Annotated in this window: 29 protein-coding genes; 26 read left to right on the top strand and 3 right to left on the bottom strand. The window is 40.5% G+C overall.

The window, feature by feature from the left end; genetic code table 11:
* The first annotated feature begins 41 nt into the window (after nucleotides 1–41).
* The 10 genes from QSJ46_RS11665 (at nucleotide 42) to QSJ46_RS11620 (ending at nucleotide 6,750) form a co-directional block, all read left to right on the top strand.
* Entirely contained in the window at nucleotides 42–557 is a 516-nt protein-coding gene (locus QSJ46_RS11665; protein WP_285604737.1) for a ribonuclease H-like YkuK family protein, read from the top strand.
* A 149-nt stretch (nucleotides 558–706) separates the two neighbouring features.
* Nucleotides 707–898, top strand: coding sequence for an antirepressor AbbA (gene abbA, locus QSJ46_RS11660; protein ID WP_003210802.1), 192 nt, complete (start codon nucleotides 707–709; stop codon nucleotides 896–898).
* 146 nt (nucleotides 899–1,044) lie between these two features.
* Nucleotides 1,045–1,488: a cyclic-di-AMP-binding protein CbpB gene (gene cbpB, locus QSJ46_RS11655; protein WP_039178150.1), complete on the top strand. Its 444-nt coding sequence runs from the start codon at nucleotides 1,045–1,047 to the stop codon at nucleotides 1,486–1,488.
* Between the two features lie 96 nt (nucleotides 1,489–1,584).
* Nucleotides 1,585–2,466: a transcriptional regulator CcpC gene (locus QSJ46_RS11650; RefSeq protein ID WP_285604736.1), complete on the top strand. Its 882-nt coding sequence runs from the start codon at nucleotides 1,585–1,587 to the stop codon at nucleotides 2,464–2,466.
* 123 nt (nucleotides 2,467–2,589) lie between these two features.
* Nucleotides 2,590–3,066 carry a flavodoxin gene (locus QSJ46_RS11645; RefSeq protein WP_285604735.1) on the top strand — a complete coding sequence of 159 codons (477 nt, stop codon included), beginning with the start codon at nucleotides 2,590–2,592 and terminating at the stop codon, nucleotides 3,064–3,066.
* Entirely contained in the window at nucleotides 3,056–3,949 is an 894-nt protein-coding gene (locus QSJ46_RS11640; RefSeq protein ID WP_047203683.1) for a WD40/YVTN/BNR-like repeat-containing protein, read from the top strand. The genes QSJ46_RS11645 and QSJ46_RS11640 overlap by 11 nt, the downstream gene beginning before the upstream one ends.
* Nucleotides 3,950–3,998: 49 nt before the next feature.
* The gene (locus tag QSJ46_RS11635) at nucleotides 3,999–4,424 is read left to right on the top strand and encodes a flavodoxin (protein ID WP_047203713.1); all 426 of its coding nucleotides are present in this window, start codon (nucleotides 3,999–4,001) and stop codon (nucleotides 4,422–4,424) included.
* Nucleotides 4,425–4,533: 109 nt separating this feature from the next.
* On the top strand, nucleotides 4,534–5,244 hold the full coding sequence (gene dapD, locus QSJ46_RS11630) for a 2,3,4,5-tetrahydropyridine-2,6-dicarboxylate N-acetyltransferase (protein ID WP_285604734.1): 711 nt from the start codon (nucleotides 4,534–4,536) through the stop codon (nucleotides 5,242–5,244).
* A gap of 34 nt (nucleotides 5,245–5,278) precedes the next feature.
* Nucleotides 5,279–6,457, top strand: a complete 1,179-nt coding sequence (locus QSJ46_RS11625; RefSeq protein ID WP_047203684.1) for an N-acetyldiaminopimelate deacetylase — start codon at nucleotides 5,279–5,281, stop codon at nucleotides 6,455–6,457.
* 50 nt (nucleotides 6,458–6,507) lie between these two features.
* Nucleotides 6,508–6,750 (top strand): YkuS family protein, encoded by a 243-nt coding sequence (locus QSJ46_RS11620; RefSeq protein WP_024424725.1) that lies wholly within the window; start codon nucleotides 6,508–6,510, stop codon nucleotides 6,748–6,750.
* A gap of 22 nt (nucleotides 6,751–6,772) precedes the next feature.
* On the opposite strand, the gene QSJ46_RS11615 is transcribed toward QSJ46_RS11620, so the two are convergent.
* Nucleotides 6,773–7,582 (bottom strand): mechanosensitive ion channel family protein, encoded by an 810-nt coding sequence (locus QSJ46_RS11615; RefSeq protein WP_047203685.1) that lies wholly within the window; start codon nucleotides 7,580–7,582, stop codon nucleotides 6,773–6,775.
* 271 nt (nucleotides 7,583–7,853) lie between these two features.
* On the opposite strand from QSJ46_RS11615, the gene ahpA reads away from it, so the two are divergent.
* The 3 genes from ahpA to rok all read left to right on the top strand — a co-directional run bounded on the left by ahpA (nucleotide 7,854) and on the right by rok (nucleotide 9,980).
* Nucleotides 7,854–8,396 (top strand): biofilm-specific peroxidase AhpA, encoded by a 543-nt coding sequence (gene ahpA / locus QSJ46_RS11610; protein WP_047203686.1) that lies wholly within the window; start codon nucleotides 7,854–7,856, stop codon nucleotides 8,394–8,396.
* 82 nt (nucleotides 8,397–8,478) lie between these two features.
* Complete coding sequence (locus tag QSJ46_RS11605; RefSeq protein WP_024424727.1) at nucleotides 8,479–8,937, top strand: TlpA family protein disulfide reductase; 459 nt, start codon at nucleotides 8,479–8,481, stop codon at nucleotides 8,935–8,937.
* Nucleotides 8,938–9,407: 470 nt separating this feature from the next.
* Nucleotides 9,408–9,980, top strand: a complete 573-nt coding sequence (rok, locus tag QSJ46_RS11600) for a transcriptional regulator Rok (protein WP_047203687.1) — start codon at nucleotides 9,408–9,410, stop codon at nucleotides 9,978–9,980.
* A gap of 46 nt (nucleotides 9,981–10,026) precedes the next feature.
* Here the strand turns inward: rok and QSJ46_RS11595 are convergent, their stop codons facing one another.
* Nucleotides 10,027–10,944 (bottom strand): coiled-coil domain-containing protein, encoded by a 918-nt coding sequence (locus tag QSJ46_RS11595; protein ID WP_285604733.1) that lies wholly within the window; start codon nucleotides 10,942–10,944, stop codon nucleotides 10,027–10,029.
* An 84-nt stretch (nucleotides 10,945–11,028) separates the two neighbouring features.
* On the opposite strand from QSJ46_RS11595, the gene QSJ46_RS11590 reads away from it, so the two are divergent.
* The 6 genes from QSJ46_RS11590 to moaD are packed head-to-tail and all read left to right on the top strand — an operon-like array spanning nucleotide 11,029 to nucleotide 15,165.
* A complete protein-coding gene (locus QSJ46_RS11590; RefSeq protein ID WP_107163582.1) occupies nucleotides 11,029–11,610 on the top strand; it encodes a molybdenum cofactor guanylyltransferase in 582 nt (193 codons plus the stop codon).
* A 31-nt stretch (nucleotides 11,611–11,641) separates the two neighbouring features.
* The gene (locus QSJ46_RS11585) at nucleotides 11,642–12,658 is read left to right on the top strand and encodes a thiazole biosynthesis adenylyltransferase ThiF (protein ID WP_126681760.1); all 1,017 of its coding nucleotides are present in this window, start codon (nucleotides 11,642–11,644) and stop codon (nucleotides 12,656–12,658) included.
* Between the two features lie 9 nt (nucleotides 12,659–12,667).
* Nucleotides 12,668–13,945 carry a molybdopterin molybdotransferase MoeA gene (locus QSJ46_RS11580; protein ID WP_181286134.1) on the top strand — a complete coding sequence of 426 codons (1,278 nt, stop codon included), beginning with the start codon at nucleotides 12,668–12,670 and terminating at the stop codon, nucleotides 13,943–13,945.
* Nucleotides 13,927–14,451: a molybdopterin-guanine dinucleotide biosynthesis protein B gene (mobB, locus tag QSJ46_RS11575; protein WP_041084984.1), complete on the top strand. Its 525-nt coding sequence runs from the start codon at nucleotides 13,927–13,929 to the stop codon at nucleotides 14,449–14,451. The genes QSJ46_RS11580 and mobB overlap by 19 nt, the downstream gene beginning before the upstream one ends.
* Nucleotides 14,448–14,939, top strand: a complete 492-nt coding sequence (locus tag QSJ46_RS11570; protein ID WP_107163585.1) for a molybdenum cofactor biosynthesis protein MoaE — start codon at nucleotides 14,448–14,450, stop codon at nucleotides 14,937–14,939. Before mobB ends, QSJ46_RS11570 begins: the two co-directional genes overlap by 4 nt.
* A complete protein-coding gene (gene moaD / locus QSJ46_RS11565; RefSeq protein WP_039178180.1) occupies nucleotides 14,932–15,165 on the top strand; it encodes a molybdopterin converting factor subunit 1 in 234 nt (77 codons plus the stop codon). Before QSJ46_RS11570 ends, moaD begins: the two co-directional genes overlap by 8 nt.
* A gap of 47 nt (nucleotides 15,166–15,212) precedes the next feature.
* Here moaD and QSJ46_RS11560 read toward each other — a convergent pair whose 3' ends face one another.
* The gene (locus QSJ46_RS11560; RefSeq protein WP_017359410.1) at nucleotides 15,213–15,590 is read right to left on the bottom strand and encodes a Rok-like winged helix domain-containing protein; all 378 of its coding nucleotides are present in this window, start codon (nucleotides 15,588–15,590) and stop codon (nucleotides 15,213–15,215) included.
* A 517-nt stretch (nucleotides 15,591–16,107) separates the two neighbouring features.
* Here QSJ46_RS11560 and yknW point away from each other — a divergent pair.
* The 7 genes from yknW (at nucleotide 16,108) to QSJ46_RS11525 (ending at nucleotide 23,607) form a co-directional block, all read left to right on the top strand.
* A complete protein-coding gene (gene yknW, locus QSJ46_RS11555) occupies nucleotides 16,108–16,734 on the top strand; it encodes a YknW family membrane protein (RefSeq protein ID WP_107163587.1) in 627 nt (208 codons plus the stop codon).
* 9 nt (nucleotides 16,735–16,743) lie between these two features.
* Nucleotides 16,744–17,841 (top strand): efflux RND transporter periplasmic adaptor subunit, encoded by a 1,098-nt coding sequence (locus QSJ46_RS11550; protein WP_107163588.1) that lies wholly within the window; start codon nucleotides 16,744–16,746, stop codon nucleotides 17,839–17,841.
* A complete protein-coding gene (locus QSJ46_RS11545; RefSeq protein WP_107163589.1) occupies nucleotides 17,838–18,539 on the top strand; it encodes an ABC transporter ATP-binding protein in 702 nt (233 codons plus the stop codon). Before QSJ46_RS11550 ends, QSJ46_RS11545 begins: the two co-directional genes overlap by 4 nt.
* On the top strand, nucleotides 18,526–19,719 hold the full coding sequence (locus QSJ46_RS11540; protein ID WP_047203696.1) for an ABC transporter permease: 1,194 nt from the start codon (nucleotides 18,526–18,528) through the stop codon (nucleotides 19,717–19,719). The genes QSJ46_RS11545 and QSJ46_RS11540 overlap by 14 nt, the downstream gene beginning before the upstream one ends.
* Before the next feature lie 318 nt (nucleotides 19,720–20,037).
* The gene (locus QSJ46_RS11535) at nucleotides 20,038–20,793 is read left to right on the top strand and encodes a DeoR/GlpR family DNA-binding transcription regulator (RefSeq protein WP_039178192.1); all 756 of its coding nucleotides are present in this window, start codon (nucleotides 20,038–20,040) and stop codon (nucleotides 20,791–20,793) included.
* A complete protein-coding gene (pfkB, locus tag QSJ46_RS11530; protein ID WP_212039777.1) occupies nucleotides 20,790–21,701 on the top strand; it encodes a 1-phosphofructokinase in 912 nt (303 codons plus the stop codon). The genes QSJ46_RS11535 and pfkB overlap by 4 nt, the downstream gene beginning before the upstream one ends.
* Before the next feature lie 13 nt (nucleotides 21,702–21,714).
* The gene (locus tag QSJ46_RS11525; RefSeq protein WP_039178197.1) at nucleotides 21,715–23,607 is read left to right on the top strand and encodes a PTS fructose transporter subunit IIABC; all 1,893 of its coding nucleotides are present in this window, start codon (nucleotides 21,715–21,717) and stop codon (nucleotides 23,605–23,607) included.
* Nucleotides 23,608–23,706: the final 99 nt, after the last annotated feature.

Below are 23,706 nucleotides of genomic sequence, written 5' to 3'. Positions count from 1 at the left end.
CATTTTTCGGATAAGAGACCATTAAAAAGGAGTTCCTTTCTGTGAGTGATTCTTTTTTCTACAATCTTTCTGAAGATCGTTTAGCGTTTTCTGATGTCGTCATGATAATGAAAGACTTTATTCGAAAAGACCCTAGGTCCGCCTATGTGTTATCAATTGGTACGGACTCTCAGGTCAATCAAAATGTCACAACATTTATGACTGCAATTCATCTCCACCGGATTGGCAAAGGAGCTTGGGGCTGCCTCACACAACAAGTGATTGAAAGACCCGTGCAAAGTCTTAGAGAAAAAATTTCATTAGAGACAGCGTTTAGCCAAAAGGTATGTGCAGACATCCTTGAGGGGCCTTTAACAGAACTGATGGATTTGCTTCTTCCGTTTGCTGAGGAAGGGGCAGACCTTCGTTTTGAAGCCCATCTAGATATTGGCAAAAAAGGAAGTACAAAAGAGCTGATCCAGGAAATGACCGGAATGATCACAGCTATGGGAATTGAAGCGAAAATAAAACCCGACTCATATGCAGCATTTTGCTATGCCAATCGATACACAAAATAAATTCCGTCATTTTTCTCCAAACCTTGTCGAAACGTGCGGTTGACGATTCGATTCTAGTTCCTTATTCTAGCTGTATAGAGAGGAAGCAGACATTCAAAAGCCTGCTAATCAATATAAAAGCATATATGAAACAGGGGGCCTGATGTTGAATGAGCGTCATCGAAAATCGTTTTAATGAAGAAGAGAAAAAGCTATTATTAAACGTATTGCTGAATCAGGAATATGCTGTCGAATTACTAAGCAGTGAGATCAATGATATAGAATGTGGAACAAAAAATGTCGACGACAATACGTATAAGCAATTGATCACATTGTATGACAGAGTAAGGTTTGAGAATTAATATTGGTTTAACATTCTATTAGATACTCGGGGGCTGAGTATCTTTTTTATGCAGAAAAAATCTTTCGACAAAATTCGTTTTAGTTTATGCTTAATCGTAATGGGGAATGTATGATTGATGATTGAGAGAAAAGGGGTCGAAGAAACATGATAGAGATAGAGCCGACTCAATTGCTTGAGTCCACAGTAGCCGAGCATATGATTGATGCAGATAAAGTCGCACATGTTCAAATTGGCAATAACCTTGAGCATGCCCTATTGGTTCTAACCAAAACAGGATATACAGCTATTCCGGTATTAGACGCTTCTTATCATTTACACGGGTTAATTGGAACGAATATGATTATGGATAAAATCTTCGGTTTAGAACGAATCGAATTTGAGAAGCTCGACCAGTTGAAGGTCGAAGAGGTTATGCTGAAGGATATTCCGAGACTCAAAACGACAGATCCTGTAATAAAAGGCGTTCACGCTGTGACGAATAATGGATTTGTTTGTGTAGTAAATGAGGAGCAAGTCTTTGAAGGCATTTTTACTCGACGAGTTGTATTAAAGCGCTTAAATGAGGTCATTCATTCCGCAAAAAAATGAGCTGCAGCCCAGCTTATTTTTTTTGCCTTCATAAGTTAAAGTTTATATAATGAGCATATAGAATAAGAAAAACTTATAGAGAGAAAGGGGACGCCCATGCAGCTTCAGGAGTTACATATGCTTGTTGTGCTAAGTGAAGAATTGAATATGAGAAAGGCTTCGGAACGGCTCTTTGTCTCTCAGCCTGCATTATCTCAAAGATTGCAGACGATCGAAAAGGAATGGGGAACGAAAATCTTTTTTCGTTCACAAAAGGGGCTGACCGTGACTTCAGCAGGTGAACAGATTATCCAATTTGCAATAGAGGTAACGGTTGAACAGGATCGAGTGAGAGAACGAATTGATGAACTTGAGGGTGACATTCACGGTACACTCAAGCTTGCGGTGGCGTCGATTATTGGACAGCACTGGCTGCCAAAGGTGTTAAAACGGTATGTCGAAAAATATCCAAATGCCAAGGTGTCACTCGTTACCGGCTGGAGCAGTGAAATGCTCAAAAGCTTGTATGAAGACCACGTGCACATAGGAATCATCCGCGGAAACCCTGATTGGAAGGGGACAAAGGAATACTTAATGACAGATCATTTATATTTAGTCGATTCCGTGATCAAGGACGTAGATGAATTAATCAAGACTGAGCGGCCATTTATCCAATTTAAAAGCGACAGCACGTATTATCAGGAAATCCAGCACTGGTGGCATCAAAAATTTAAAGTATCTCCAAAGCAGACGATTTTAGTAGACCAAATTGAAACATGTAAACAAATGGCCTACCACGGCATCGGTTACGCCATTTTGCCTTCTGTTACTCTATATGACCACGAAAAAAGTGTTTATAAAACACCGCTTGTTGATGTGAACGGAGAGCAAATCGGCCGTGACACATGGCTGCTAGGCTATGAAGCGTCTTTTCAGTTAAAACAGGTACAAGCATTTGTTGGTGTGGTTAAAGAAATGCTTGAAAATGATGCCGTGTAAGTACCTTCTTGGAATAGGGAGGTACTTTTTTTTATGAAATCATTTGACAATGAAAATCATTATCATTTAAAGTGTACATATAATAATTGAAAATGATTATCATTTAGATGAGGTGACCGATAGATGAAAGCACTAATTGCATTTGCGAGTATGTCTGGAAATACGGAAGATATGGCAACGATCTTAAAGCAAACACTTGAAGGAAAAGGGATAGATACAGAGATGATGGAATTTGATGATACGAACGCAGAGGACCTATCCTCATACGATTACGTATTCATTGGTTCTTATACTTGGGGTGATGGAGATTTGCCATATGAAGCAGAGGATTTTTATGAAGAGGTCTCTACTCTTGAACTTAGTCACATAAAAACAGCTGTCTTTGGATCGGGTGATTACAGCTATCCAAAGTTTTGCGAGGCTGTCCATACATTCCATGACATGCTGAAATCAACGGGTGCATCTGTTTTTCCTGAAACATTAAAAATGGAGCTTGCACCGGATACAGATGAAGATGTGGCGTGCTGTCAGGAATTTGCTGTGAGCTTTTTAACGTGGGCCGCTTTGTCTGAGAAACGAGTTGAAAATCATGTTTCATAAAGGTGCAACAGCTGTTGCAGCATCTAAAAGTGGTGGATACTTTGTTGCTGTAAAACGTGAAGGTATTTTTCACTATAGTGTGGAGAGCGGATGGCAGCAGCTGTTTAAGCTCAAGCATAAAATTCATGCGATCAGCTATATCGGTCCTTATTTATTCGGTGTTGGTGAAAATGGCACAGTGATTAGATCAGGAGATGAAGGCAATACATGGGCCTTATCTTCATTTCCAACAAACGCAGTCGTCTGGTCTATTACAGGACGCAATGATGGGTTTGTATGTGCGCATGGTAAACATAGTATCTATGTGTCAAATGATTTCGGAATTTCCTGGGAAATTATGAAGCCATTTGCTCATGTGAATCATCCGCCGGTCATTCGTTCTTTATGTGCTGCAGGTGACCACCTTTATATTGGAACACAGATTCATGAAGTTCACGGAGGAATATGGGTGTATGACTTGCAGAGTGAACAGATTTTTCTTCTAAACAGAGAGGAGCACCGAATGACAGCTTCTATGCTGCTCTGTCATGAACATCTTCTTGTTTGTGCATTAGGTTCAAAAAAAGGCAAAAAAGGATCTGTTCAAATTTTAGATTTACATACAAATATTCTGCATGATATTCAATCACAGGCCTTTGCTAGAGAAGAATCATTTTTGGATGTATCAGAGGATAATGGCATTGTGTATGTGACCACCTCACAAGACGAACACGGATTTTCTAAAGTGTATCAGCTTGATATTGAGCAAAAAGAGCTCAAATGGTTTGATACGATCAAAGGACACGGTTTTCGTGTAGCCAATCAAAACGAAAACTTTTTCTGTGCGGGTTTATATGAAAGTAAGTTTGTCAGGCCGTATGAGGAGCCTGCATTGATTCATTGATAAGGAGGAAGAAAAAGTGACAGAAAAGGTTTTATTGGTGTATGCCACGATGTCTGGAAATACAGAAGCGATGGCAGATTTAATTGAAAAAGGTATTACGGAAGCAGGAGCCAGCGTGGACCGGCATGAAGCGATGGATATTGATGCCGAGCTGCTTAATGATTACTCGCACATTATGTTAGGTGCGTATACATGGGGAGATGGCGATCTTCCGGATGATTTTATTGATTTATATGAAGAAATGGAAGAGCTTGATTTAACGGGAAAAGCATTTGCAGTATTCGGTTCTGGCGATACATCTTACGAACATTTTTGCGGAGCTGTTGACCTAATCGAAGAAAAAGTGAAGGAGCTCGGCGGTGACATTGTCCTCCCATCAGTTAAAATTGAGCTGAATCCAGAAGGAGAGGAAGAAGACGAATTAATTTCTTTTGGTAAACAATTTGTTCAGCTTCACCAGCAAGAAGCGGGATAATCGGTCCCGCTTGTTTTATTTTCCATTGAGGAGACGACTCTTTCACTTGTCATTAAAACACTCCTTTGGTACAGTAATGAAGTATAAATTAAGAGGAGGACATACATACATGAAACAAATGGACGCTAATGAAATTATTTCATTTATTCAAATTAGTACAAAATCAACACCTGTCAAAGTCTATATTAAAGGTGACTTAGAAGGTATTGAGTTTGGTGAACATGCAAAAACATTCATCACAGGAAACACTGGAGTTGTTTTCGGTGAGTGGAGTGAAATTCAAGAAGTGCTAGCATCAAACAAAGACAAAATTGAAGATGTTGTCGTGGAAAATGACCGCCGCAACTCTGCAATTCCGATGTTAGATTTGAAAAACATTAAAGCCCGTATTGAGCCAGGGGCAATCATCCGTGACCAAGTTGAAATCGGTGATAATGCAGTCATTATGATGGGTGCTTCTATTAATATCGGTTCTGTAATTGGCGAAGGTACGATGATTGACATGAACGTGGTGCTTGGCGGCCGTGCGACAGTAGGTAAGAACTGTCATATCGGTGCTGGATCTGTTCTTGCAGGTGTTATTGAGCCGCCGTCTGCTAAACCAGTTGTGGTAGAAGATGACGTTGTCATCGGTGCGAACGCTGTTGTTCTAGAAGGCGTGACAATTGGTAAAGGTGCAGTAGTAGCTGCTGGTGCGATCGTTGTGAACGATGTAGAGCCTTACACAGTTGTAGCAGGTACACCTGCTAAGAAAATTAAAGACATCGATGAAAAAACAAAAGGTAAGACAGAAATCAAACAAGAACTGCGTCAGCTTTAATTCATAAAATTCGCAGCTGAAGACAAAGACGTGGATGAGATATCCACGTCTTATTCGTATAGAAGAAAGGAAGCGAGTTCACTTGTTAAATCGTGAGCAATTAATATCCATTCGAAGAGATTTACACCAAATCCCTGAGCTTGGTTTCCAAGAATTTAAAACACAAGCGTATCTCATTCAGCATTTGGACACCTATTCAAAAGATCGAGTTGAGATTGAAACGTGGCGAACAGGCCTTTTTGTAAAAGTGAAAGGGACAAATCCAACGCGCGTATTTGCTTATCGTGCAGATATGGACGGCCTGTCTATACCCGAGGAAACAGGGTATCCATTTGAATCTGTGCATGAAGGGAAGATGCATGCATGTGGACATGACCTTCATATGACCATTGCACTTGGTATCATCGATCATTTCGTTCATGAACCGATCAAAGAAGACGTATTATTTATCTTCCAGCCGGCAGAAGAAGGTCCAGGCGGTGCCGAACCAATGCTTGCAAGTGATGTTCTCAAAAAATGGACGCCAGACTTTATTACAGCGCTGCATATCGCACCTGAATATCCTGTTGGAACAATTGCTACAAAGCCGGGTTTGTTATTTGCCAATACGAGTGAGCTTGTGATTGAGCTTGAAGGAAAAGGCGGACACGCTGCGTATCCTCATTTAGCAAATGATATGGTTGTTGCTGCAAGTGCTCTTGTAGGTCAGCTGCAATCGGTGATTTCGCGTAATGTTGATCCCCTTGATAGTGCGGTCATTACAGTGGGCACGATTACCGGCGGAACGGCTCAAAATATTATTGCGCAGTATGCAAAGCTTGACGGTACCATTCGCACACTTTCGCCAGAGTCTATGGACAAGGTGAGAAAGCGAATTGAAGCATTGGCAAAAGGAATTGAAATTGGCTACGAATGCAAAGCAACTGTTCGTTATCCTTCGTCTTATTACGAAGTGGACAATTCAAAGGATTTGACAGAGGAATTTATGTCATATGTAGCCGAAGAAGGGCTTGCGAATGTGATTGAATGCAGGGAAGCCATGACAGGAGAAGATTTTGGCTACATGCTGAAAAAATACCCCGGCTTCATGTTTTGGTTAGGTGTCGATTCAGAATACGGCTTGCATCATGCAAAGCTCCAGCCGGATGAAAACGCGATTGAAACAGCTGTGAATGTCATGACGGCTTATTTCAAAAAGCAAGCTGGTGAATGAATAATCGAGCTGCCTCCTGTACACCTTATGAACAGGAGGTGTTCTTGATTATGACAAGAATTGGTGTAGAACAATCTTTATCCGATGTAGAAGAACTATTGAAGCAAAAAGGGTATGATGTCGTACGGATTCAAAATGAACAGCAAATGGATCAGTGTGACTGTTATGTCGTCACAGGACTAGATTCAAATGTTCTTGGCATTTCAGACACAACAACAAAGGCATCTGTTATTACAGCATCAGGTATGACGGCTGATGAAATTTGCCAAGAAGTAGAACAGCGAGTTCAATAAAACAAGGAAAAGAACCGGTAGATTATGATCCCGGTTCTTTTTGCTCTTTTTCTATATCGAGTACTTCTTTCATTTTTTTGCGCAAGATTCGTTCTACCCGCCATTGCTCCATTGTTTCGGTTTTCGCTATGATGCGCAGCACAAGGGAGGAAGAACCGAACGCCTCCACGCCGACAACTTGAGGACCTTCAATAATTTGAGGAGTTTCCTTCCGCACCTCATCACAGGCAGCTTGAAGGGCTGTGATCATCTGATCCACATTTTCATCCGGAGACAGCTCAATATCAACGAGTGCCTGCATCGTCCCTCTTGAATGATTGCTCACATTTAGTATGCTGCGATTAGGAATGAAATGAAGGGTGCCGTCAAAGCTTCGAAGCTGTGTGGTTCTTAGTCCAATTTGTTCGACAATCCCATCAAAGCCAGCGACCGTTATATATTCTCCTACATCAAATTGTTTTTCCAATAGTATAAAGAATCCGGTCACAATATCACTCACTAACCCTTGAGCGCCAAAACCAATCGCAAGTCCTACAACGCCTGCACCTGCCAGCAAAGCTGTCGGGTTATAATGAAATAAGTCGAGGATCATCACAACTAGAATAAAAATCAATAAGTAGGCGAAAATATTTAACGTCAGACTTTGCAGTGTCTGAGCTCTTGATAATGAGACTTCATGCTTTTCAGCGAATGTGGAATAGGCGCGCTTAATCATTTTGTTTCCTATGGCTCTGATGATAAAGTAGATAGCAAAAATGGCGACTAGTTTTAGCAAAATCATACTGCTATTGAGGATAATGGAAACCCAATCTACTTGTTGAAATGCTCTCATGATCTTCAAAACCTTTCTATGTATGCTCTAAAAGAGAAGCTAATCATTTGTTCCCTTATGCAAGTCATGTTAAACTTTTGATAGGTGAAGCAGGAATTGTGACAAATCGTTAATTAAATTTATTATTAATTAATATTGACTAAAAATCGCATAAGTATTATAATTGTAATTGTGAAGTTATTAACTAAATGAGAATTTTAAGTTTTGATTCTCATTTTATATACAGCTAAGAAGACTGTATAAAGATATTATTTTTTGGAGGGATTTACATATGGCAGAGCGTTTTGTAGGAAAACAAGCTCCACGTTTTGAAATGGAAGCAGTACTTGCTAACAAGGAATTTGGTAAAGTAAGTTTAGAGGAAAACATGAAGAATGACAAATGGACAGTTCTTTTCTTCTATCCAATGGATTTCACATTTGTTTGCCCAACTGAAATTACAGCAATGAGCGATCGTTATGACGAGTTCGAAGATTTAGATGCAGAAATCATCGGTGTATCTACTGATACAATCCACACGCATCTTGCTTGGATCAATACAGACCGTAAAGACAATGGTCTAGGTGAATTAAAATACCCGTTAGCTGCTGATACTAACCACACAGTATCTAGAGAATACGGCGTTTTAATTGAAGAAGAAGGAATTGCTCTTCGCGGTTTATTTATCATTAACCCAGAAGGCGAAGTTCAATACCAAACTGTATTCCACAACAATATCGGTCGTGATGTAGATGAGACATTACGTGTTCTTCAAGCATTACAAACTGGTGGACTTTGCCCAGCGAACTGGAAACCTGGTCAAAAAACACTTTAATTGATAACTGAAGAAACAGGAGGGTCTAACTGATGTTAGACCTTTTTGTTTCGACACATACAATGGATGGAGGCGCTTCATAATGAAATTACGTCAACCAATGCCAGAACTAACTGGTGCAAAAGAGTGGTTAAATGGAGAAGTAACAAAAGAAGATTTGATTGGTGACAAACCAACATTGATTCATTTCTGGTCAGTCAGCTGTCATCTTTGTAAAGAGGCAATGCCTCAAGTCAATCAATTCCGTGATGAGTACAAGGATCAACTAAACGTTGTAGCAGTTCATATGCCTCGTTCAGAAGATGACCTAGATCTAGAAAAAATCAAAGAAGTTGCGAAAGAGCATGAAATCACGCAGCCAATCTTTGTGGACAGTGATCATCACCTAACAGAAGCCTTTGAAAACGAATATGTACCTGCATATTATGTATTTGATAAAACAGGTGCTTTGCGTCACTTCCAAGCCGGCGGAAGCGGAATGAAAATGCTTGAAAAACGTGTCAATCGAGTGCTTTCTGAGTCTGAAAAGGCTGCAGAATAGGCTTTCCCCCATAAATGGGGGTTTTTTCATGGGCAAAAACAGGCGGCGTATTGCACTAGACGAGTTTATTATTCCTAAGAAAAGAGAAAATGAGGGAGTTTATTAAAAAATATCCCTGAAACAAAAAGGTATAAAGACCTATTTACATTTTTGTTTTGAAATGAAATTGTAAAGATTTTAACTTTTTACTATTCAGAACGTTTTTGCACAAAAGAAATTTCAGTTAGGTAAATAACTATATAAATCAAGTAGTATAAGCGTTTATTCAATTTTTTTACAATATTTTAAGGTTTGTCAAAAGCCTATAGTGGCAATGAAATGGGTGCCGATTTTTCCTCTTTGGCAAAATTTTAGTTGAAAATACCTATCTGTTAGCAAACTGTAAAATGATAAAAAAATAGTTGATAAAATTAGTTTTCTAATCTAATATTTACTATAGAATATTTTTTATATGATGAGGGGGAAATCCATTGTTTAATGAGAGGGAAGCGTTACGTTTACGATTGGAACAATTAAACGAGGCAGAAGTAAAGGTCATCCGTGAATATCAAATTGAGCGCGATACGATTTATGCAAAATTAAGAGAATTAGACCGTCAAGGAACAGGTCTAGTGTCAGATACAAAAAAAGAAGTACGTACAGAAAGAAAGACAGATTCACTGCCTGTATTAGCTGAGCTTGCTGCGCAAGAAATGAGAAGCTACCAGCAGCCGGCACAACCACAATCATCATCTTTAGGAACAGGACAGCTAAACGGTGCACCTGTAGGTATTCCTGAAGGATCGACAAGACGCAGAAGAGGCACAGCTCGTCCTGGCTCAAAGGCAGCGAAGCTTCGTGAAGCTGCGATTAAAACGTTAAAACGTCATAATGCAGCGATTAAAAGCTCAGAGCTTCAAAAAGAGATCGAAAAAGAGAGTGGTCTTGAAATCCCAAATATGACAACGTTTATGCAAAGCTTAATTAAAATGTATCCTGAAGTGAAGAAGCCTTATCGCGGACAGTATATTTTAGAAGGCGACATTCAAACAGAAGACGAATAAATAAAAAACTGCTGGGCGTCAAGCCAGCAGTTTTTTATTTCGAGAATTACTTCTTTTGATCAACTGTATAGACAATTTTGCGTTCCTTAGGCAGGTGATCACGCTGTTTTTTAAAGCCGTCGATTTTGACTGTCATGACTTCTCCATTACGCTGCACAGCATCGACTTGTTCCTGAAGTGTTTGAACTTGTTCGTTGAGTTTCTTCAAGATCGGTTCGATTTCTTCTGTCGTTTGCAGGATGCGGTCTCGTGAGAATGGCTGTGAATTTGTTTGTGCTGACTGGTCAATATCAGCAAAATGAGATGCGATCCATTCTTCGCTTTCTGCTAACTGTTTTTGATAGCTCGTGAGCGTTTCATAAAAAATCGCTTCTTTTGCTTTTTCAATTTGCAGTAATTTCTCCTGCGTTTCATAAAAACGCTCTTGAAGGTGTCTGACGCCTTCCTGTAAAACATGGAGCTCTGCGTTTTTATCGCCCAATGTTTGCTGCAGCTTTTCAATCACTGCGGATAAAACATTTCCTTTTTTCTCCTCTTTTGCAAGTCGTTTATCTTGATCTTCTATCCGTTCATTTAATTGTTGCGAGATTTCCTTATATTTGACAACTTTCAAATGCAGCTTGTGTTTTTCTTCGGTTTCTTTTCTTCTATGATAGGTTTCCTTTTGCAGCATCTCATGGAGAAGGACCATTTTATGTAACAATTCTGATTTGCTGTAGGAGAGATCCTGTATTTTTGAGGCAGCATCATGTTGATCATTGGTTATTTCATCCAGTTGTTGTTTTAATTGCGTGTAATCCTTTTTCATCTCATGATATTCTTGAGTTAGCTTCTTATTTTTAGAATACGTATATGAGGACTGTAAATCAGAGATCATTTGTTGATATTTGGCAGTTTCAGCTTTTAAGTATAAATTCTCTTGAGATAGATCATGGAATAGGGGAGAAGTATGGCGCCTGTTCATCGATAGACCCTCCTTATTCATGTTACCAATAAAGTATGCGAAAGGAGTGCGATTAGAACAACCATATCAAAGGAGGATGAGAGGATGCACGTAGTGAATGTAATTTTAGCTGGAGGTGCTTCCAGACGTTTTGGAGAGCCAAAGGCAAGCCATATGTTTCAAGGGAAACCATTATATGAGCATGTGAAAGAGCAGCTTTTAGACGGGCAGACTGTCATCATCAGTCATCCATTGCTTCTTCCTTTTTTCAAAGAAAGAGGTGAACAAAGTGTGTGGTTAGATGATGAAGAGGTGCGCGGATGCGGACCGCTTGCCGGCATATATACAGCGATGCAAAAGCAAGAAGCACAATGGTATTTAGTGACGGCGTGTGACATGCCTTTCATACGGAAGAAAACGGCGGAAGTATTATCGTCCTATTGCAGTGAGCACGCAGATGCCATTATCCCGCTTGTTCAGGGCAGATTACAGCCTTTATTTGCACTTTATCACCGCCGCTCTCTGCCGTTTATTCGCGCGTGTTTAACAGAGAATCAATTAGCTATTAAAGATTTGCTTCAAAAGCTTCATGTGCGTATCGTTTCAGAGGAAGAACTGAACGTGACATCAAACGAATTTCGTAATATCAATAAAAGAAGCGATCTACCTGAAAACGGTATGATATGATACATAAAAAAACGGTGAGGAGAGAACAGCATTGAATGACCGATATTCAAGACAAATCTTGTTCCCTCCGGTTGGGGAAAAAGGGCAGCATGCGCTGGCTGAAAGTCATGTTCTGATTGTTGGAGCCGGTGCACTTGGTACCGCTTCTGCGGAAGGGCTTGTCCGGTCTGGCATCGGTACGCTTACGATTGTCGATCGTGATTATGTGGAATTTTCAAATTTACAGCGGCAGCAGCTCTACACGGAACATGATGCAAAGGCACATGTACCAAAAGCAGCGGCGGCAAAAAAACGTCTCGAGCAGATCAATCATGAAGTGACCATACACGCTCTGATTGAAGATGCAGGGGCGGAGCTGTTAAGGCCGTTATTCCAGAGAGCAGATATCGTCATTGACGCAACAGATAATTTTGAGACAAGAATGGTGATGAATGACTTATCACTAGAAACGAAGACGCCGTGGATATATGGTGCTTGTGTGAGCAGTCAGGGGATGTATATGACCATATTACCGGATAAAACGCCATGTTTATCATGTGTGTTCACGGCAATGCCTGTTGGCGGCTTGACGTGTGATACAGCGGGGATTATTTCACCTGCTGTTCAAATGGTTTCTGCTTATCAGCAAACAGAGGCACTAAAATATTTAACAGGGCATGAAGATCAAATCGAGCGGAAATTTGTCACGTTTGATCTTTGGCAGTCCACATCATTTAAAATGGATTTATCTCGCACTAAAGAGAAGAACTGTCCAACTTGCGGCATCGCAAGAACCTATCCTTATTTACATGATCAGCGTAAAAAATCGACGGTCCTTTGCGGACGTGACACCGTTCAAATTGTTTCAAAGGATTTAGCAAAACTCTCATTTCAGCATATGAAAGAGCGGCTCTCATCTATTTGTGAGGTGGAAGTAAACGACTTCTTAATCCATGTACGCTACGAAAATTACCGGATGGTCTGTTTCAAAGGAGGACGTGCATTAATCCATGGAACAAATGATGAAAAAGAAGCCAATTCATTACTAGCAAGACTGCTAGGGATATAGGAGTGAAGTGTGATGGAAAGACGGCAGCCAATACCAGTAGAAGAGGCCATAAAGAAAGTTCACCAATACGAAAAACATGGAGAAATAGAATGGGTCCCTTTAAAGGATAGCCTTGGAAGGTTTATTGCAGAAGATATTTTGGCAGACCATGATGTTCCGGCATTTGATCGTTCTCCGTATGATGGATTTGCGCTTCGGGCAGAAGATACAAAAGAAGCGTCAAGTGCGCATCCAGTTGAATTCGAGGTCATTGATCATATTGGTGCAGGAATGGTCTCAGCAAAAACCCTCGGTCCCTTTCAGGCCATCCGTATTATGACAGGGGCAAAAATTCCAAATGGAGCAAATGTCGTCATCATGATCGAGCTGACGAAGACTTTCGAAAAAGACGGCAAATCATTCATGTCACTGAAAAGACCGCTGAAAAAGGGAGACAATATTTCTCGTCGAGGAGAAGAGGTTCTCAAAGGAAACGTGATGGTCAAAAAAGGAACAGCTGTCACTTCTGGCGTCACAGCTCTTTTGGCGACATTTGGATATGCGGTAGTGCCAGTTGTCAAAAAACCGGTGATTGGCATTATCTCTACGGGCACAGAGCTTCTTCAAGTAAGTGATGCCATGGTAGACGGCAAGATTAGAAATAGTAATCTGAGTATGGTCTATGCGCAGGTACTTGAGGCCGGAGCTGAGCCGCTAGATTTAGGCGGAGTCTCCGATGATTTTGACAAAAGTTATCATGCAGTAAAAGCAGCCATGAGCAAGGTAGACATTCTGATCACAACAGGCGGCGTGTCAGTGGGTGATTTTGACTTTCTGCCTGCCATTTATGAAAAGCTGGGAGCCAAGGTACTGTTTAATAAAGTAGCCATGAGACCTGGAAGTGTGACGACTGTGGCGGCAATGCCGAATGGTCAATTGCTGTTTGGGCTGTCTGGAAACCCTGCTGCCTGTTTTGTGGGCTTTGAATTATTTGTGAAACCGATCATTTATAAATGGTATATGAAAGACAATCCGTTTCCTGCTTTTGTTGAGGCGAAACTCACACATGATTTTCCAAAAGCCAATCCGTTTACTCGTTTTGTCAGGGCGGCACTTCAATTCACTGGGAGTCAGATCAGTGTGACTCCGACAGGTCTTGATAAATCAAGTGCAGTGACCTCTATTGCAGAGGCTGACTGTTTCATTATGCTGCCTGGGGGAACAAGAGGTTTTCAAGCAGGTGATCAAGTTGATGTTCTGCTGTTTCAGCACAAAGGCGGTGGGTCTCCATGCTGGATGACAAATTAAGCATATTACAGGTGGTCGGTTTTCAAAATAGCGGCAAGACCACATTGATCGAAAAGCTTTGTCAGCTGGCCGAACGTGAAGGACTGAAGCTAGGCTGCTTTAAACACCATGGACATGGCGGGACACCAGATCGTCTTTTCAAAGAAAAAGATACTGATCGATATATTCAGGCAGGTGCCTATGCCGCAGGTGTGGAAGGAGAAGGTGAATTTCACTTTTCGATGCAGGACTTCACGTTAGAACAGCTGCTCAACATGTGTCAGCATCTTCCGTTAGACGCTGTTCTCATAGAGGGATACAAACAGGCGCCTTATCGCAAAATCGTTTGTGTAAAGAATGAAGAGGAGCTTATTGACCTTTCCACTCTTTCCAATATACAAGCAGCTATTTATTTTTCTCAAGAAGATCAATTAACCGAAAATTACCCGTTTCCTGTGTTTTCAGCTTTTGATAAGCGCGGGATGACATTTGCTTTTCACTTATTGAAGGGAGGCGGCACGTTTTGAGCGAACTTTTTAAAATAACAAAAACCCCGATTGAATTAAACGAATTGATTCAGCATGTGACAAGACGAAAGGCAGGGGCGATTACGACGTTTATCGGGACGGTCAGAGAATGGACAAACGGCAAGAAAACATTGCGTTTAACCTACGAAGCATACATACCAATGGCGGAAAGCATGCTAAGGCAGATTGGACAAGAAATCAAGAATCGATGGCCTGACACTGAAGCAGCGATTGTGCACCGGATTGGAACACTTGAGATAACGGATATTGCTGTTGCGATCGCCGTTTCGTCTCCTCATAGGAAGGCTGCCTACGAAGCCAATGAATATGCCATTGAACGAATCAAGGAAATCGTTCCCATTTGGAAAAAAGAATATTGGGAAGATGGAGAGGCCTGGATAGGTGATCAGCTTGAAACGGTTTCATATCCAGAAGGTAGACCTAGCAATCTTCAACTTGCAGAGAAAGAAGGTGATCAGCATGATTAATGTATTATTGTTCGCCGGCCTTGCTGAGAAGGCCGGTAAACAACAAATCATCATTCAAAAAGATCAAACAACGGTTGATGAGATTAAAATAGAATTACAGGAGGTATATGGTGTTGATGCTGCACAAAACGTAATGGTTGCAGTCAACGAAATATATACGAGGGAAAATGCTGAAGTGCGTAGCGGGGACACTGTTGCACTCATTCCTCCTGTAAGTGGTGGATAATAGATATTAGAGGATTTGGTTATGGCCACCCGGCTGTAACCAATTTTTTATGTGTGAAAAGTTTGCAGAGGTACTTGGGTGTGATCTTCGTAAATAAAACATCCCCTTCTTGCTTTAGAAATGTGAGGATCGAGCTGCTGAATGAGATCATACAATTCGCTGATTCGTCTCACATTGAAATCTGTTTGGGCTTGAAGCTGTTCCTTTAATTCTTTTGTGCTCACAATGCTTCCCTTTTTCTCTTTAATAATATCTACACATCTTGCAGCGTAGTATATTTTGTCATTAGAAGGTCTGCTTTCTTTCATATCAAGTAATTTGAGCTCATGATAAATCAATTCTCTTTCCTTTCGAAAGTATTGCCATGCTTCTTGTTCCTTTTCATACAGTAAAATCAATTGCATTTTCAATTTTTCTCTTAACATTCACTTGACTCCATTTCCACTATCATTTAACCTACCTCTATTTTACATTATATGAAAAAATAACTTTTGATCAAGTAAAATCCCTTTATTTTTAATTTTTTAATATGAAAGTATTGATACTAAAGACTTATTTGTTCTGTAAAAGAAACCAATCATAGTCCTATAAAGCCGGGATTTGTCGAAATTACTAGGATTATTTTAACAAAAAATTGTTGTGTCTATCTAAGACCATGCGAATCCCAAAGAAAAGGATATTTATTCCGAAAGACATATTGTTTACTTAATAAAATGTTTTTAAGTCAGTAAAAGCACGATTCTTGATATGAATATGGTCGGATCATGAGGTCATTTGAAGGGTTTCTTTCATGAAAATAGAATAATAGATAAAATTTTTTCTCAAAGAAAATAAGAAAATCAAATGTTTAATCACTTATTGGCAATCTTTTGATAAAATAGAAAGAAAAAGAGCGTTATTGTGCGTTTGCATACTTGCTTGACATAGAGAGGATGACATTTGATGAAAGAAAACATGGAAAAACCTACGATCATTGGAGTGAGCACAAGACCATCAGAGCACCTGAAAAGAGTATGGGAAAATCCGGTTGTTTGGTGGCCATTATCTTGTGTGCTTATTTTAACAGTTGTTGTGACTTATTTGTCTGAGCTCGTAAATAAGGGAATGTGGGCAGATTTAAGTTTGCCGATACCTGTTGTTTATGTGGTGACGCTCATTGGTCTCGTATTTGGGATTGTCATCAATGCGGCTATATATAAGTTCATCGTTTTTTTAGCGAAAGGTGATGCATCATTTAGGGAGCTGTTTTCAGCGGTCCTGTTCATTACACCCGTTACGATCATTGGGACAATTATTTCTCATTTGGCAGTCATCCTTTTTCATGTTCCAAAAGACATCACGGTTACCTCGTTAAACGCGCTCATTCGAATTTCTGGTCCATGGCAGGCGGTGTTAGCCAATATCGATCTATTTGTGATCTGGAATCTTGTTTTAACTGGCTTTTTATTCATCCAAGTTGGGCGTATATCACCGAGAATTTCTTGGGTGATTATAGGCGTTTTTTATATCTTATCGTTAATTTTTCAATATGTAGGAACATCAATTAACATATCAGTAAGCTGGGGGTAGAAGGTTTTTATGAGAAAGAAAATCATCATTGGATCTATTTTAATTATTGTGATTGGACTATTTATTGGATTTAATATTGCGAAAAACCAAGCAAAGCCTGCTTCTACAGCAGCGATTAAAACAGTCAAACTCACGCCAAAAGAAATCACCTCTACCGTGATGACACCGGGGACACTTTCATTCTCTGAAGAGCAGTTCATCTATAAAGAAGAGGAAAAGGGGAATTTGAAGGGAATTGCTGTGAAAGAAGGGGAAAAGGTAAAGGCTGGAACGCCGCTTCTTACATATGAAAATAAGGAACTGGAGCTTGAGGAGCAGCAGCAAGCACTAGCCGTTGAATCAAGTACATTAAAACTGGAACAATTGCAAAATCGGCTGAGTGAATTAGATGAGAAAAAAGCAGGCGCTAATGACAAAAGCGAGCGAGATCAGCTTCAATTAGAACTGAAAGCGGCTGAATTAGAACAAAAGCAAGCAGAGATCAGCCAAGAAAAAGTAAAGGCGCAAATAGAAGATTTAACCGTACATAGTAAAATTGATGGAACAGTGATTTCCATTGAGCAAGAGGCAGGGGCAGGCAAACCGGAAGAAAGGCAGCCGATCATCCATATTGGTCATGAGAAAAAAATGATCGTGCGAGGTTTGATCTCAGAGTATGATGCCATAAAAATCAAAAAGAAACAAAAAGTGAAGGTAACGTCTGATGTCATTCGCGGGAAGAGCTGGCAAGGAGTCGTGAAAAAAGTAGGCGCTGTTCCTGTCCAGACAGCAGCCGAAACAACTTCGAGCGATCAAACGGTTCAATATCCTGTTGAAGTAGAAATAAAGGGAAAGAAACCTGAGGCAAAGCCCGGCTTTAAAATGATCATGGAAATTGAAACAGATAAGCGCCAAGCGCAAACAATTCCTGAAACAGCGGTAAAAAAAGAGACTGATGGACAATACGTTTATGTTGTTGAAAAAAATGAACTGAAAAAAGTAAAAGTGGTCATAGGGGAAACGTCAGGTCATGATCTTGAAGTGACAAAAGGTGTCAAGGCAGAGGATCAAATCATTGCTCATCCAACAGATGACATGTATGACGGAATGGAAGTGAATGCTGAATGATTCAGCTTTCCAACGTGACAAAAAGCTATGAGGTCGCACACGAAACATTTGATGTATTAAGTGACATGAATCTTGTCATTGAAAAAGGCGAGTATATGTCCATTATGGGCCCGTCCGGCTCTGGAAAATCAACGTTAATGAATATTATTGGCTGTTTAGACCGCCCAACGAGAGGACAATATCATTTTCAAGGTACAGAGCTGTCAGCAGCAAAGGATCAAGAGCTTGCGGTCATTCGAAATCAATCCATTGGGTTTGTTTTTCAGCAATTTCATCTGCTGCCAAGGTTAAATGCGAGGCGCAATGTGGAACTGCCGATGATTTACGCTGGGATCAGTCAAAAGGAAAGAAAAGAACGTGCGGAATTGGCACTTGAAAAGGTTGGTTTGGCAGATCGAATGAAACATATGCCAAGTGAGTTGTCAGGAGGACAAAAGCAAAGGGTGGCAATTGCACGAGCGATTGTCAATAAGCCTCAGCTGATTTTAGCAGATGAACCGACTGGTGCTCTCGACTCAAAAACAAGCATCTCAATTATGGAACAGTTTACACAGCTGAATGAGGAAGGGACAACGATTGTGCTTGTCACCCATGAAGAAGAAATAGCTACGTATACAAATCGGACTGTCGTTGTGAGAGATGGACGGCTTGTTGAGGATAGATGGATACAAGGGGACGCTATGAATGAAACTCTTTGAAAATATCAAAATAGCGCTGAATTCGGTTTTAGCTCATAAATTACGTTCTATTTTAACGATGCTTGGGATTATTATTGGTGTTGGATCAGTCATTGCAGTCGTGGCGATCGGTCAAGGCGGTGAGCAAATGTTAAAAGGATCGATTTCAGGTCCAAACAATACCATTGATATGACATATACGCCTTCTGACGAAGAATTAAATGCAAATCCAAATGCCTTATTCGAAGCATCATTTACTGAGGAAGACATAAAAAGCATTAGGACAATCAACGGGGTGAAGCAGGTCGCCTCCTCGACTGCACAAGGGATGCAGCTGAGGTTTCAAGATACGACAGTTGATGCGACAGTTAACGGTATAAATGAAGGGTATACGAATGTACATTCATTACAAATCGCAGAAGGACAGAATTTAAGAGATATTGATTTTAGAAGCGGCAGAAGAGCTGCTCTTATCTCAGATGGCTTACAAAAAGAACTATTCAACGGACAAAAGGCATTAGGCGAACTGATTTGGATGAACGGACAGCCAGTTGAAGTCATCGGTGTTCTAGCAAAACAGAAAGGGATGTTTTCATTTGATATGAATGAAATCTATGTCCCGTTTGCGATGCTTACCTCCACATTTGGTATGAATGAATATGATAAGTTGTCTATTCAAGTCGCACATGCTGATCAAATGAAGGAAGTAGGAAAGAGCGCGGCTGCCATATTAAATGAAAATCATCATACAGAAGATGCTTACGAAATGATCAATATGGAAGAAATCGCAGAAGGGATCGGTCAAATAACGTCCGTTATGACAACGATCATTGGCTCAATAGCTGGGATCTCTTTACTTGTGGGCGGAATCGGTGTGATGAATATTATGCTCGTTTCTGTGACAGAGAGGACAAGAGAAATCGGTATTCGAAAGGCGATGGGCGCAACAAGGGCTCAAATTCTCGTTCAGTTTTTAATTGAGTCTGTTGTTTTAACACTCATTGGCGGGTTGATGGGGATTGCACTTGGCTTAGGCGGTGCTTCATTAGTATCACTATTTGCCGGCTGGCCGTCTCTTGTATCTTGGCAAGTAGTATTTGGAGGTGTACTGTTTAGTATGCTCATTGGTATTGTTTTTGGGTTAATTCCTGCGAATAAAGCAGCGAGACTAGATCCTATTGAATCGCTCAGGTATGAATAATTTGGAGAAGAAAAAAGCATACAAACGGTTTACATTCGCCTTCATTACCCATCAAAAGCTTTTATGCAAATCGCATAAAAGCTTTTTTTAGTTCCATTGAATGAAATAAAAAATGATAGAAATGCTAATATCATGACTTTCATCTTATTGTCACATATTTTTCAGTTTACAAATGGTACATATAAAGGTAAGATGACCATGGTGAAAGATTTTGATAGTTATTGAATGTATTTGATTGTTTTGTATTGATAATGTTGAAAAAAGCGATTACAATAAAGGTGCGCGCAAAATGAATACGTTTTCAAAAGGGGTGTTCGCATGTTAACACCGGAAAGACATCAACTTATTATCGACAGCTTAGAAGAAAATGATGTCATTAAAATACAGGACTTAACGATGATGACGGATGCGTCTGAATCTACAATTAGAAGAGATTTATCAGCCCTTGAAGAAAAAGGATTTCTTAAAAGGGTTCATGGAGGAGCAGCCAAGATTTCGAGTATTCGCCTTGAACCAGATGTATTTGAGAAATCTGCCAAAAACCTTCAAGAAAAGTCATTGGTAGCAGAGGCAGCGGCATCTCTTTTAAAACAGGGCGACTGTATTTATTTAGATGCTGGTACAACCACACAGCAAATGATTGAATATATCGATCCAGATCAAGATATTGTCGTGGTGACAAACGGTGTAATGCACATTGAAGCCCTCATGAGAAAAGGCATTACCTTTTACTTGATAGGCGGATCAGTAAAACATCGAACAGGAGCCATGGTTGGAGCCGCAGCTTTAACAGCGATGGAAAATTATCGTTTTGACAAAAGCTTTGTTGGGACAAACGGTATTCATCCCGAGGCGGGTTTTACAACACCTGATCCAGAGGAAGCACTCATGAAAAAAAGAGCTATGAAACAGGCGAAAAAAACCTATATCTTATCAGATGCCTCAAAGTTTGGCGAAATATCGTTTTCAACCTTTGCTAGTTTACAGGAAGCCACCATTATCACTAACGACGCAAAAGAGGATTCATTCGATAATTACCATGAAAAAACGGTTATAAAGGTAGTGAAAACATGATTTATACAGTTACTTTAAACCCATCAGTTGATTACATCGTACACGTGGAGGATTTTGCAGTCGGCGGTTTAAATCGTTCAACCTATGATCAAAAATATCCAGGTGGTAAAGGAATCAATGTCTCAAGGCTATTAAAACGTCATGGTGTTGAATCGAAAGCACTTGGATTCATTGGTGGATTTACAGGCAAATATATTCAAGATTTTTTACAGAACGAACAATTACAAACAGCCTTTCACGAGGTGTCAGAAGATACAAGGATCAATGTGAAACTAAAAACAGGTGAAGAGACAGAAATCAACGGACTCGGCCCATCTATTACTGAAGCACAATTTGAGTCGTTTCTATCTCAATTTTCTTCATTGACTGAAGGAGATGTCGTTGTTTTAGCTGGCAGCATTCCTTCATCATTGCCTCATAACACATATGAGCGTATTGCTGAAGTTTGCCAGGAGCAAGGTGTAAGAGTTGTTCTTGATATTTCTGGAGAAGCGCTAAAAAAAGCAGCAGACATGAAACCGTTCTTAATGAAGCCAAATCATCATGAACTGGGTGAAATGTTTGAGACGAGTATTTCATCAGCAGCAGAAGCCATTCCTTATGGGAAAAAGCTGTTAGAACAAGGTGCTGAACATGTCATCGTCTCCATGGCTGGTGATGGCGCCCTCTTATTCAGTAAAGAAGGAATCTATCAGTCCAATGTTCCAAAAGGAACGCTCGTTAATTCAGTTGGAGCAGGGGATTCAGTCGTTGCAGGGTTTTTAGCCGGCGTTTCAAAAGGCCTTTCAATTGAAGAGTCATTTAAGCTTGGTGTCACTTCAGGAAGCGCTACAGCCTTCTCTGAGGAGCTTGGCACAAAAGAGCTTGTCGACACTCTATTACCACAAGTAAAAGTCACACGTATTTAAAGGAGGAGTCATCATGAAAATTACAGAACTACTCACGAAGCATACCATCAAGCTTCAATTAGACAGCCAGCAGAAAGAAGCAGTCATTGAAGAGCTAGTCACTGTTTTAGATACAGCAGGCAAGTTAAATGATAAAGAGGGCTATAAAGAAGCTGTGATCAATCGTGAAAAACAGAGCTCTACTGGTATTGGTGAAGGAATTGCCATCCCGCACGCTAAAACAGCAAGTGTAAAAGAGCCTGCCATTGCATTTGGCCGCTCCACTGCTGGTGTAGATTATGAATCACTGGACGCTCAGCCGAGTCATCTTGTCTTTATGATTGCCGCAACTGAAGGCGCAAACAACACGCACTTAGAGGCACTTTCTCGTTTATCCACACTTCTTATGCGTGAAGAAATTCGAAAGCAGCTCCTTGAAGCGGCGACTGAAGATGAAATCATTGAGATCATCAATACACATGATCAAGATGATGAAGAAGAAGAGGAAGTGCAAGAAGAGCCGGCTGCAGAAGGAAAACCTGCTAAAATTTTAGCGGTAACAGCTTGCCCGACCGGCATTGCACATACATTTATGGCAGCAGATGCTTTGAAAGAAAAAGCAAAAGAAATGGGCGTTGACATTAAAGTTGAAACAAACGGCTCTGGCGGTATTAAACATGCCCTTACAGCAAAAGAAATTGAAGAAGCACCAGCCATCATTGTGGCAGCGGACAAGCAAGTTGAAATGGAACGCTTTAAAGGCAAACATGTCATTGAAGTCCCTGTAACAGCTGGTATTCGCCGTCCGCAGGAATTAATTGAAAAAGCCATCAATCAAGATGCGCCGATTTATAAAGGTTCAGGCGGCAGTTCTTCTAAAGACGAAAATGAATCATCTGGCAAAGGAAGAAGCGGATTTTACAAGCACTTAATGAGTGGTGTAAGTAACATGCTTCCATTTGTTGTCGGAGGCGGTATCTTAGTTGCGATTTCATTCTTTTGGGGTATTAACTCAGCAGATCCTAAGGACCCTTCATTTAATTCATTTGCAGCTGTCTTAAAAGGAATTGGCGGCGATAATGCGCTTGCCTTAATCGTTGCGGTATTAGCTGGATTTATTGCCATGAGTATTGCAGATCGTCCAGGTTTTGCGCCAGGTATGGTCGGTGGATTTATGGCGTCAGCAGCAGGTGCAGGGTTCTTAGGCGGACTGATTGCTGGTTTCCTAGCAGGTTACATTGTTGTGCTGCTCAAAAAAGTATTCACATTCGTACCGCAGACACTCGACGGGATTAAACCGGTTCTGCTGTATCCATTGTTCGGTATTTTCTTCACAGGCATTATCATGCATTATATTGTCAACACACCAGTGAAAATGGTAATGGACGGATTAACACATTGGCTTGAATCATTAGGTACTGGAAACCTTGTTTTAATGGGTATTATTTTAGCTGGTATGATGGCAATTGATATGGGTGGCCCAATTAACAAAGCGGCTTACACATTTGGTCTTGCAATGATTGCTGCTGGCAACTATGCACCGCATGCTGCGATTATGGCAGGCGGAATGGTTCCACCACTAGGTATTGCACTTGCAACAACGATCTTTAGAAATAAGTTCTCAAAACGTGACCGTGAGGCAGGGATTACATGCTATTTCATGGGAGCTGCCTTCATTACTGAAGGGGCGATCCCGTTTGCGGCGGCAGATCCTCTTCGTGTGATTCCTTCAGCTGTTATTGGTGCAGCAGTTGCTGGCGGATTAACGGAATTCTTTAGAGTGACGCTTCCTGCACCGCATGGCGGACTATTTGTTTTCTGGGTAACAAATCATCCAGTTCTTTACATCATCAGCATCTTAATCGGTGCTGTTGTGACAGCGATTTTACTGGGTATTTTGAAAAAACCGGTTCAACAAGAAGCGTAATGCAGAAGAGAAGCATCGTGAAAAACGGTGCTTCTTTTTGTTTAATCATCAGTGAATTAGGAAAAAATATCTAATTAGATGGTTGTCTTGTGAATTTTT

Source organism: Bacillus sp. YKCMOAS1 (assembly GCF_030268125.1).
Lineage (GTDB): Bacteria > Bacillota > Bacilli > Bacillales > Bacillaceae > Bacillus > Bacillus safensis.
The sequence above is the reverse complement of the archived record's forward strand: the minus strand, read 5'-3'. Positions and strand labels throughout refer to the sequence as shown.

Excerpts from the sequence above, each read along its gene's own strand:
- QSJ46_RS11525 (WP_039178197.1), top strand. The coding sequence starts at position 21,715 with ATGAAAATTACAGAACTACTCACGAAGCATACCATCAAGCTTCAATTA.
- QSJ46_RS11560 (WP_017359410.1), bottom strand. The coding sequence starts at position 15,590 with ATGTTAAGAGAAAAATTGAAAATGCAATTGATTTTACTGTATGAAAAG.
- moaD (WP_039178180.1), top strand. The coding sequence starts at position 14,932 with ATGATTAATGTATTATTGTTCGCCGGCCTTGCTGAGAAGGCCGGTAAA.
- dapD (WP_285604734.1), top strand. The coding sequence starts at position 4,534 with ATGAAACAAATGGACGCTAATGAAATTATTTCATTTATTCAAATTAGT.
- QSJ46_RS11590 (WP_107163582.1), top strand. The coding sequence starts at position 11,029 with ATGCACGTAGTGAATGTAATTTTAGCTGGAGGTGCTTCCAGACGTTTT.
- pfkB (WP_212039777.1), top strand. The coding sequence starts at position 20,790 with ATGATTTATACAGTTACTTTAAACCCATCAGTTGATTACATCGTACAC.
- QSJ46_RS11605 (WP_024424727.1), top strand. The coding sequence starts at position 8,479 with ATGAAATTACGTCAACCAATGCCAGAACTAACTGGTGCAAAAGAGTGG.
- QSJ46_RS11620 (WP_024424725.1), top strand. The coding sequence starts at position 6,508 with ATGACAAGAATTGGTGTAGAACAATCTTTATCCGATGTAGAAGAACTA.
- QSJ46_RS11545 (WP_107163589.1), top strand. The coding sequence starts at position 17,838 with ATGATTCAGCTTTCCAACGTGACAAAAAGCTATGAGGTCGCACACGAA.
- QSJ46_RS11535 (WP_039178192.1), top strand. The coding sequence starts at position 20,038 with ATGTTAACACCGGAAAGACATCAACTTATTATCGACAGCTTAGAAGAA.
- QSJ46_RS11650 (WP_285604736.1), top strand. The coding sequence starts at position 1,585 with ATGCAGCTTCAGGAGTTACATATGCTTGTTGTGCTAAGTGAAGAATTG.
- QSJ46_RS11540 (WP_047203696.1), top strand. The coding sequence starts at position 18,526 with ATGAAACTCTTTGAAAATATCAAAATAGCGCTGAATTCGGTTTTAGCT.
- QSJ46_RS11550 (WP_107163588.1), top strand. The coding sequence starts at position 16,744 with ATGAGAAAGAAAATCATCATTGGATCTATTTTAATTATTGTGATTGGA.
- QSJ46_RS11645 (WP_285604735.1), top strand. The coding sequence starts at position 2,590 with ATGAAAGCACTAATTGCATTTGCGAGTATGTCTGGAAATACGGAAGAT.
- abbA (WP_003210802.1), top strand. The coding sequence starts at position 707 with ATGAGCGTCATCGAAAATCGTTTTAATGAAGAAGAGAAAAAGCTATTA.
- QSJ46_RS11595 (WP_285604733.1), bottom strand. The coding sequence starts at position 10,944 with ATGAACAGGCGCCATACTTCTCCCCTATTCCATGATCTATCTCAAGAG.
- mobB (WP_041084984.1), top strand. The coding sequence starts at position 13,927 with ATGCTGGATGACAAATTAAGCATATTACAGGTGGTCGGTTTTCAAAAT.
- QSJ46_RS11615 (WP_047203685.1), bottom strand. The coding sequence starts at position 7,582 with ATGAGAGCATTTCAACAAGTAGATTGGGTTTCCATTATCCTCAATAGC.
- QSJ46_RS11640 (WP_047203683.1), top strand. The coding sequence starts at position 3,056 with ATGTTTCATAAAGGTGCAACAGCTGTTGCAGCATCTAAAAGTGGTGGA.
- yknW (WP_107163587.1), top strand. The coding sequence starts at position 16,108 with ATGAAAGAAAACATGGAAAAACCTACGATCATTGGAGTGAGCACAAGA.
- cbpB (WP_039178150.1), top strand. The coding sequence starts at position 1,045 with ATGATAGAGATAGAGCCGACTCAATTGCTTGAGTCCACAGTAGCCGAG.
- QSJ46_RS11625 (WP_047203684.1), top strand. The coding sequence starts at position 5,279 with ATGAGATATCCACGTCTTATTCGTATAGAAGAAAGGAAGCGAGTTCAC.
- ahpA (WP_047203686.1), top strand. The coding sequence starts at position 7,854 with ATGGCAGAGCGTTTTGTAGGAAAACAAGCTCCACGTTTTGAAATGGAA.
- QSJ46_RS11635 (WP_047203713.1), top strand. The coding sequence starts at position 3,999 with ATGTCTGGAAATACAGAAGCGATGGCAGATTTAATTGAAAAAGGTATT.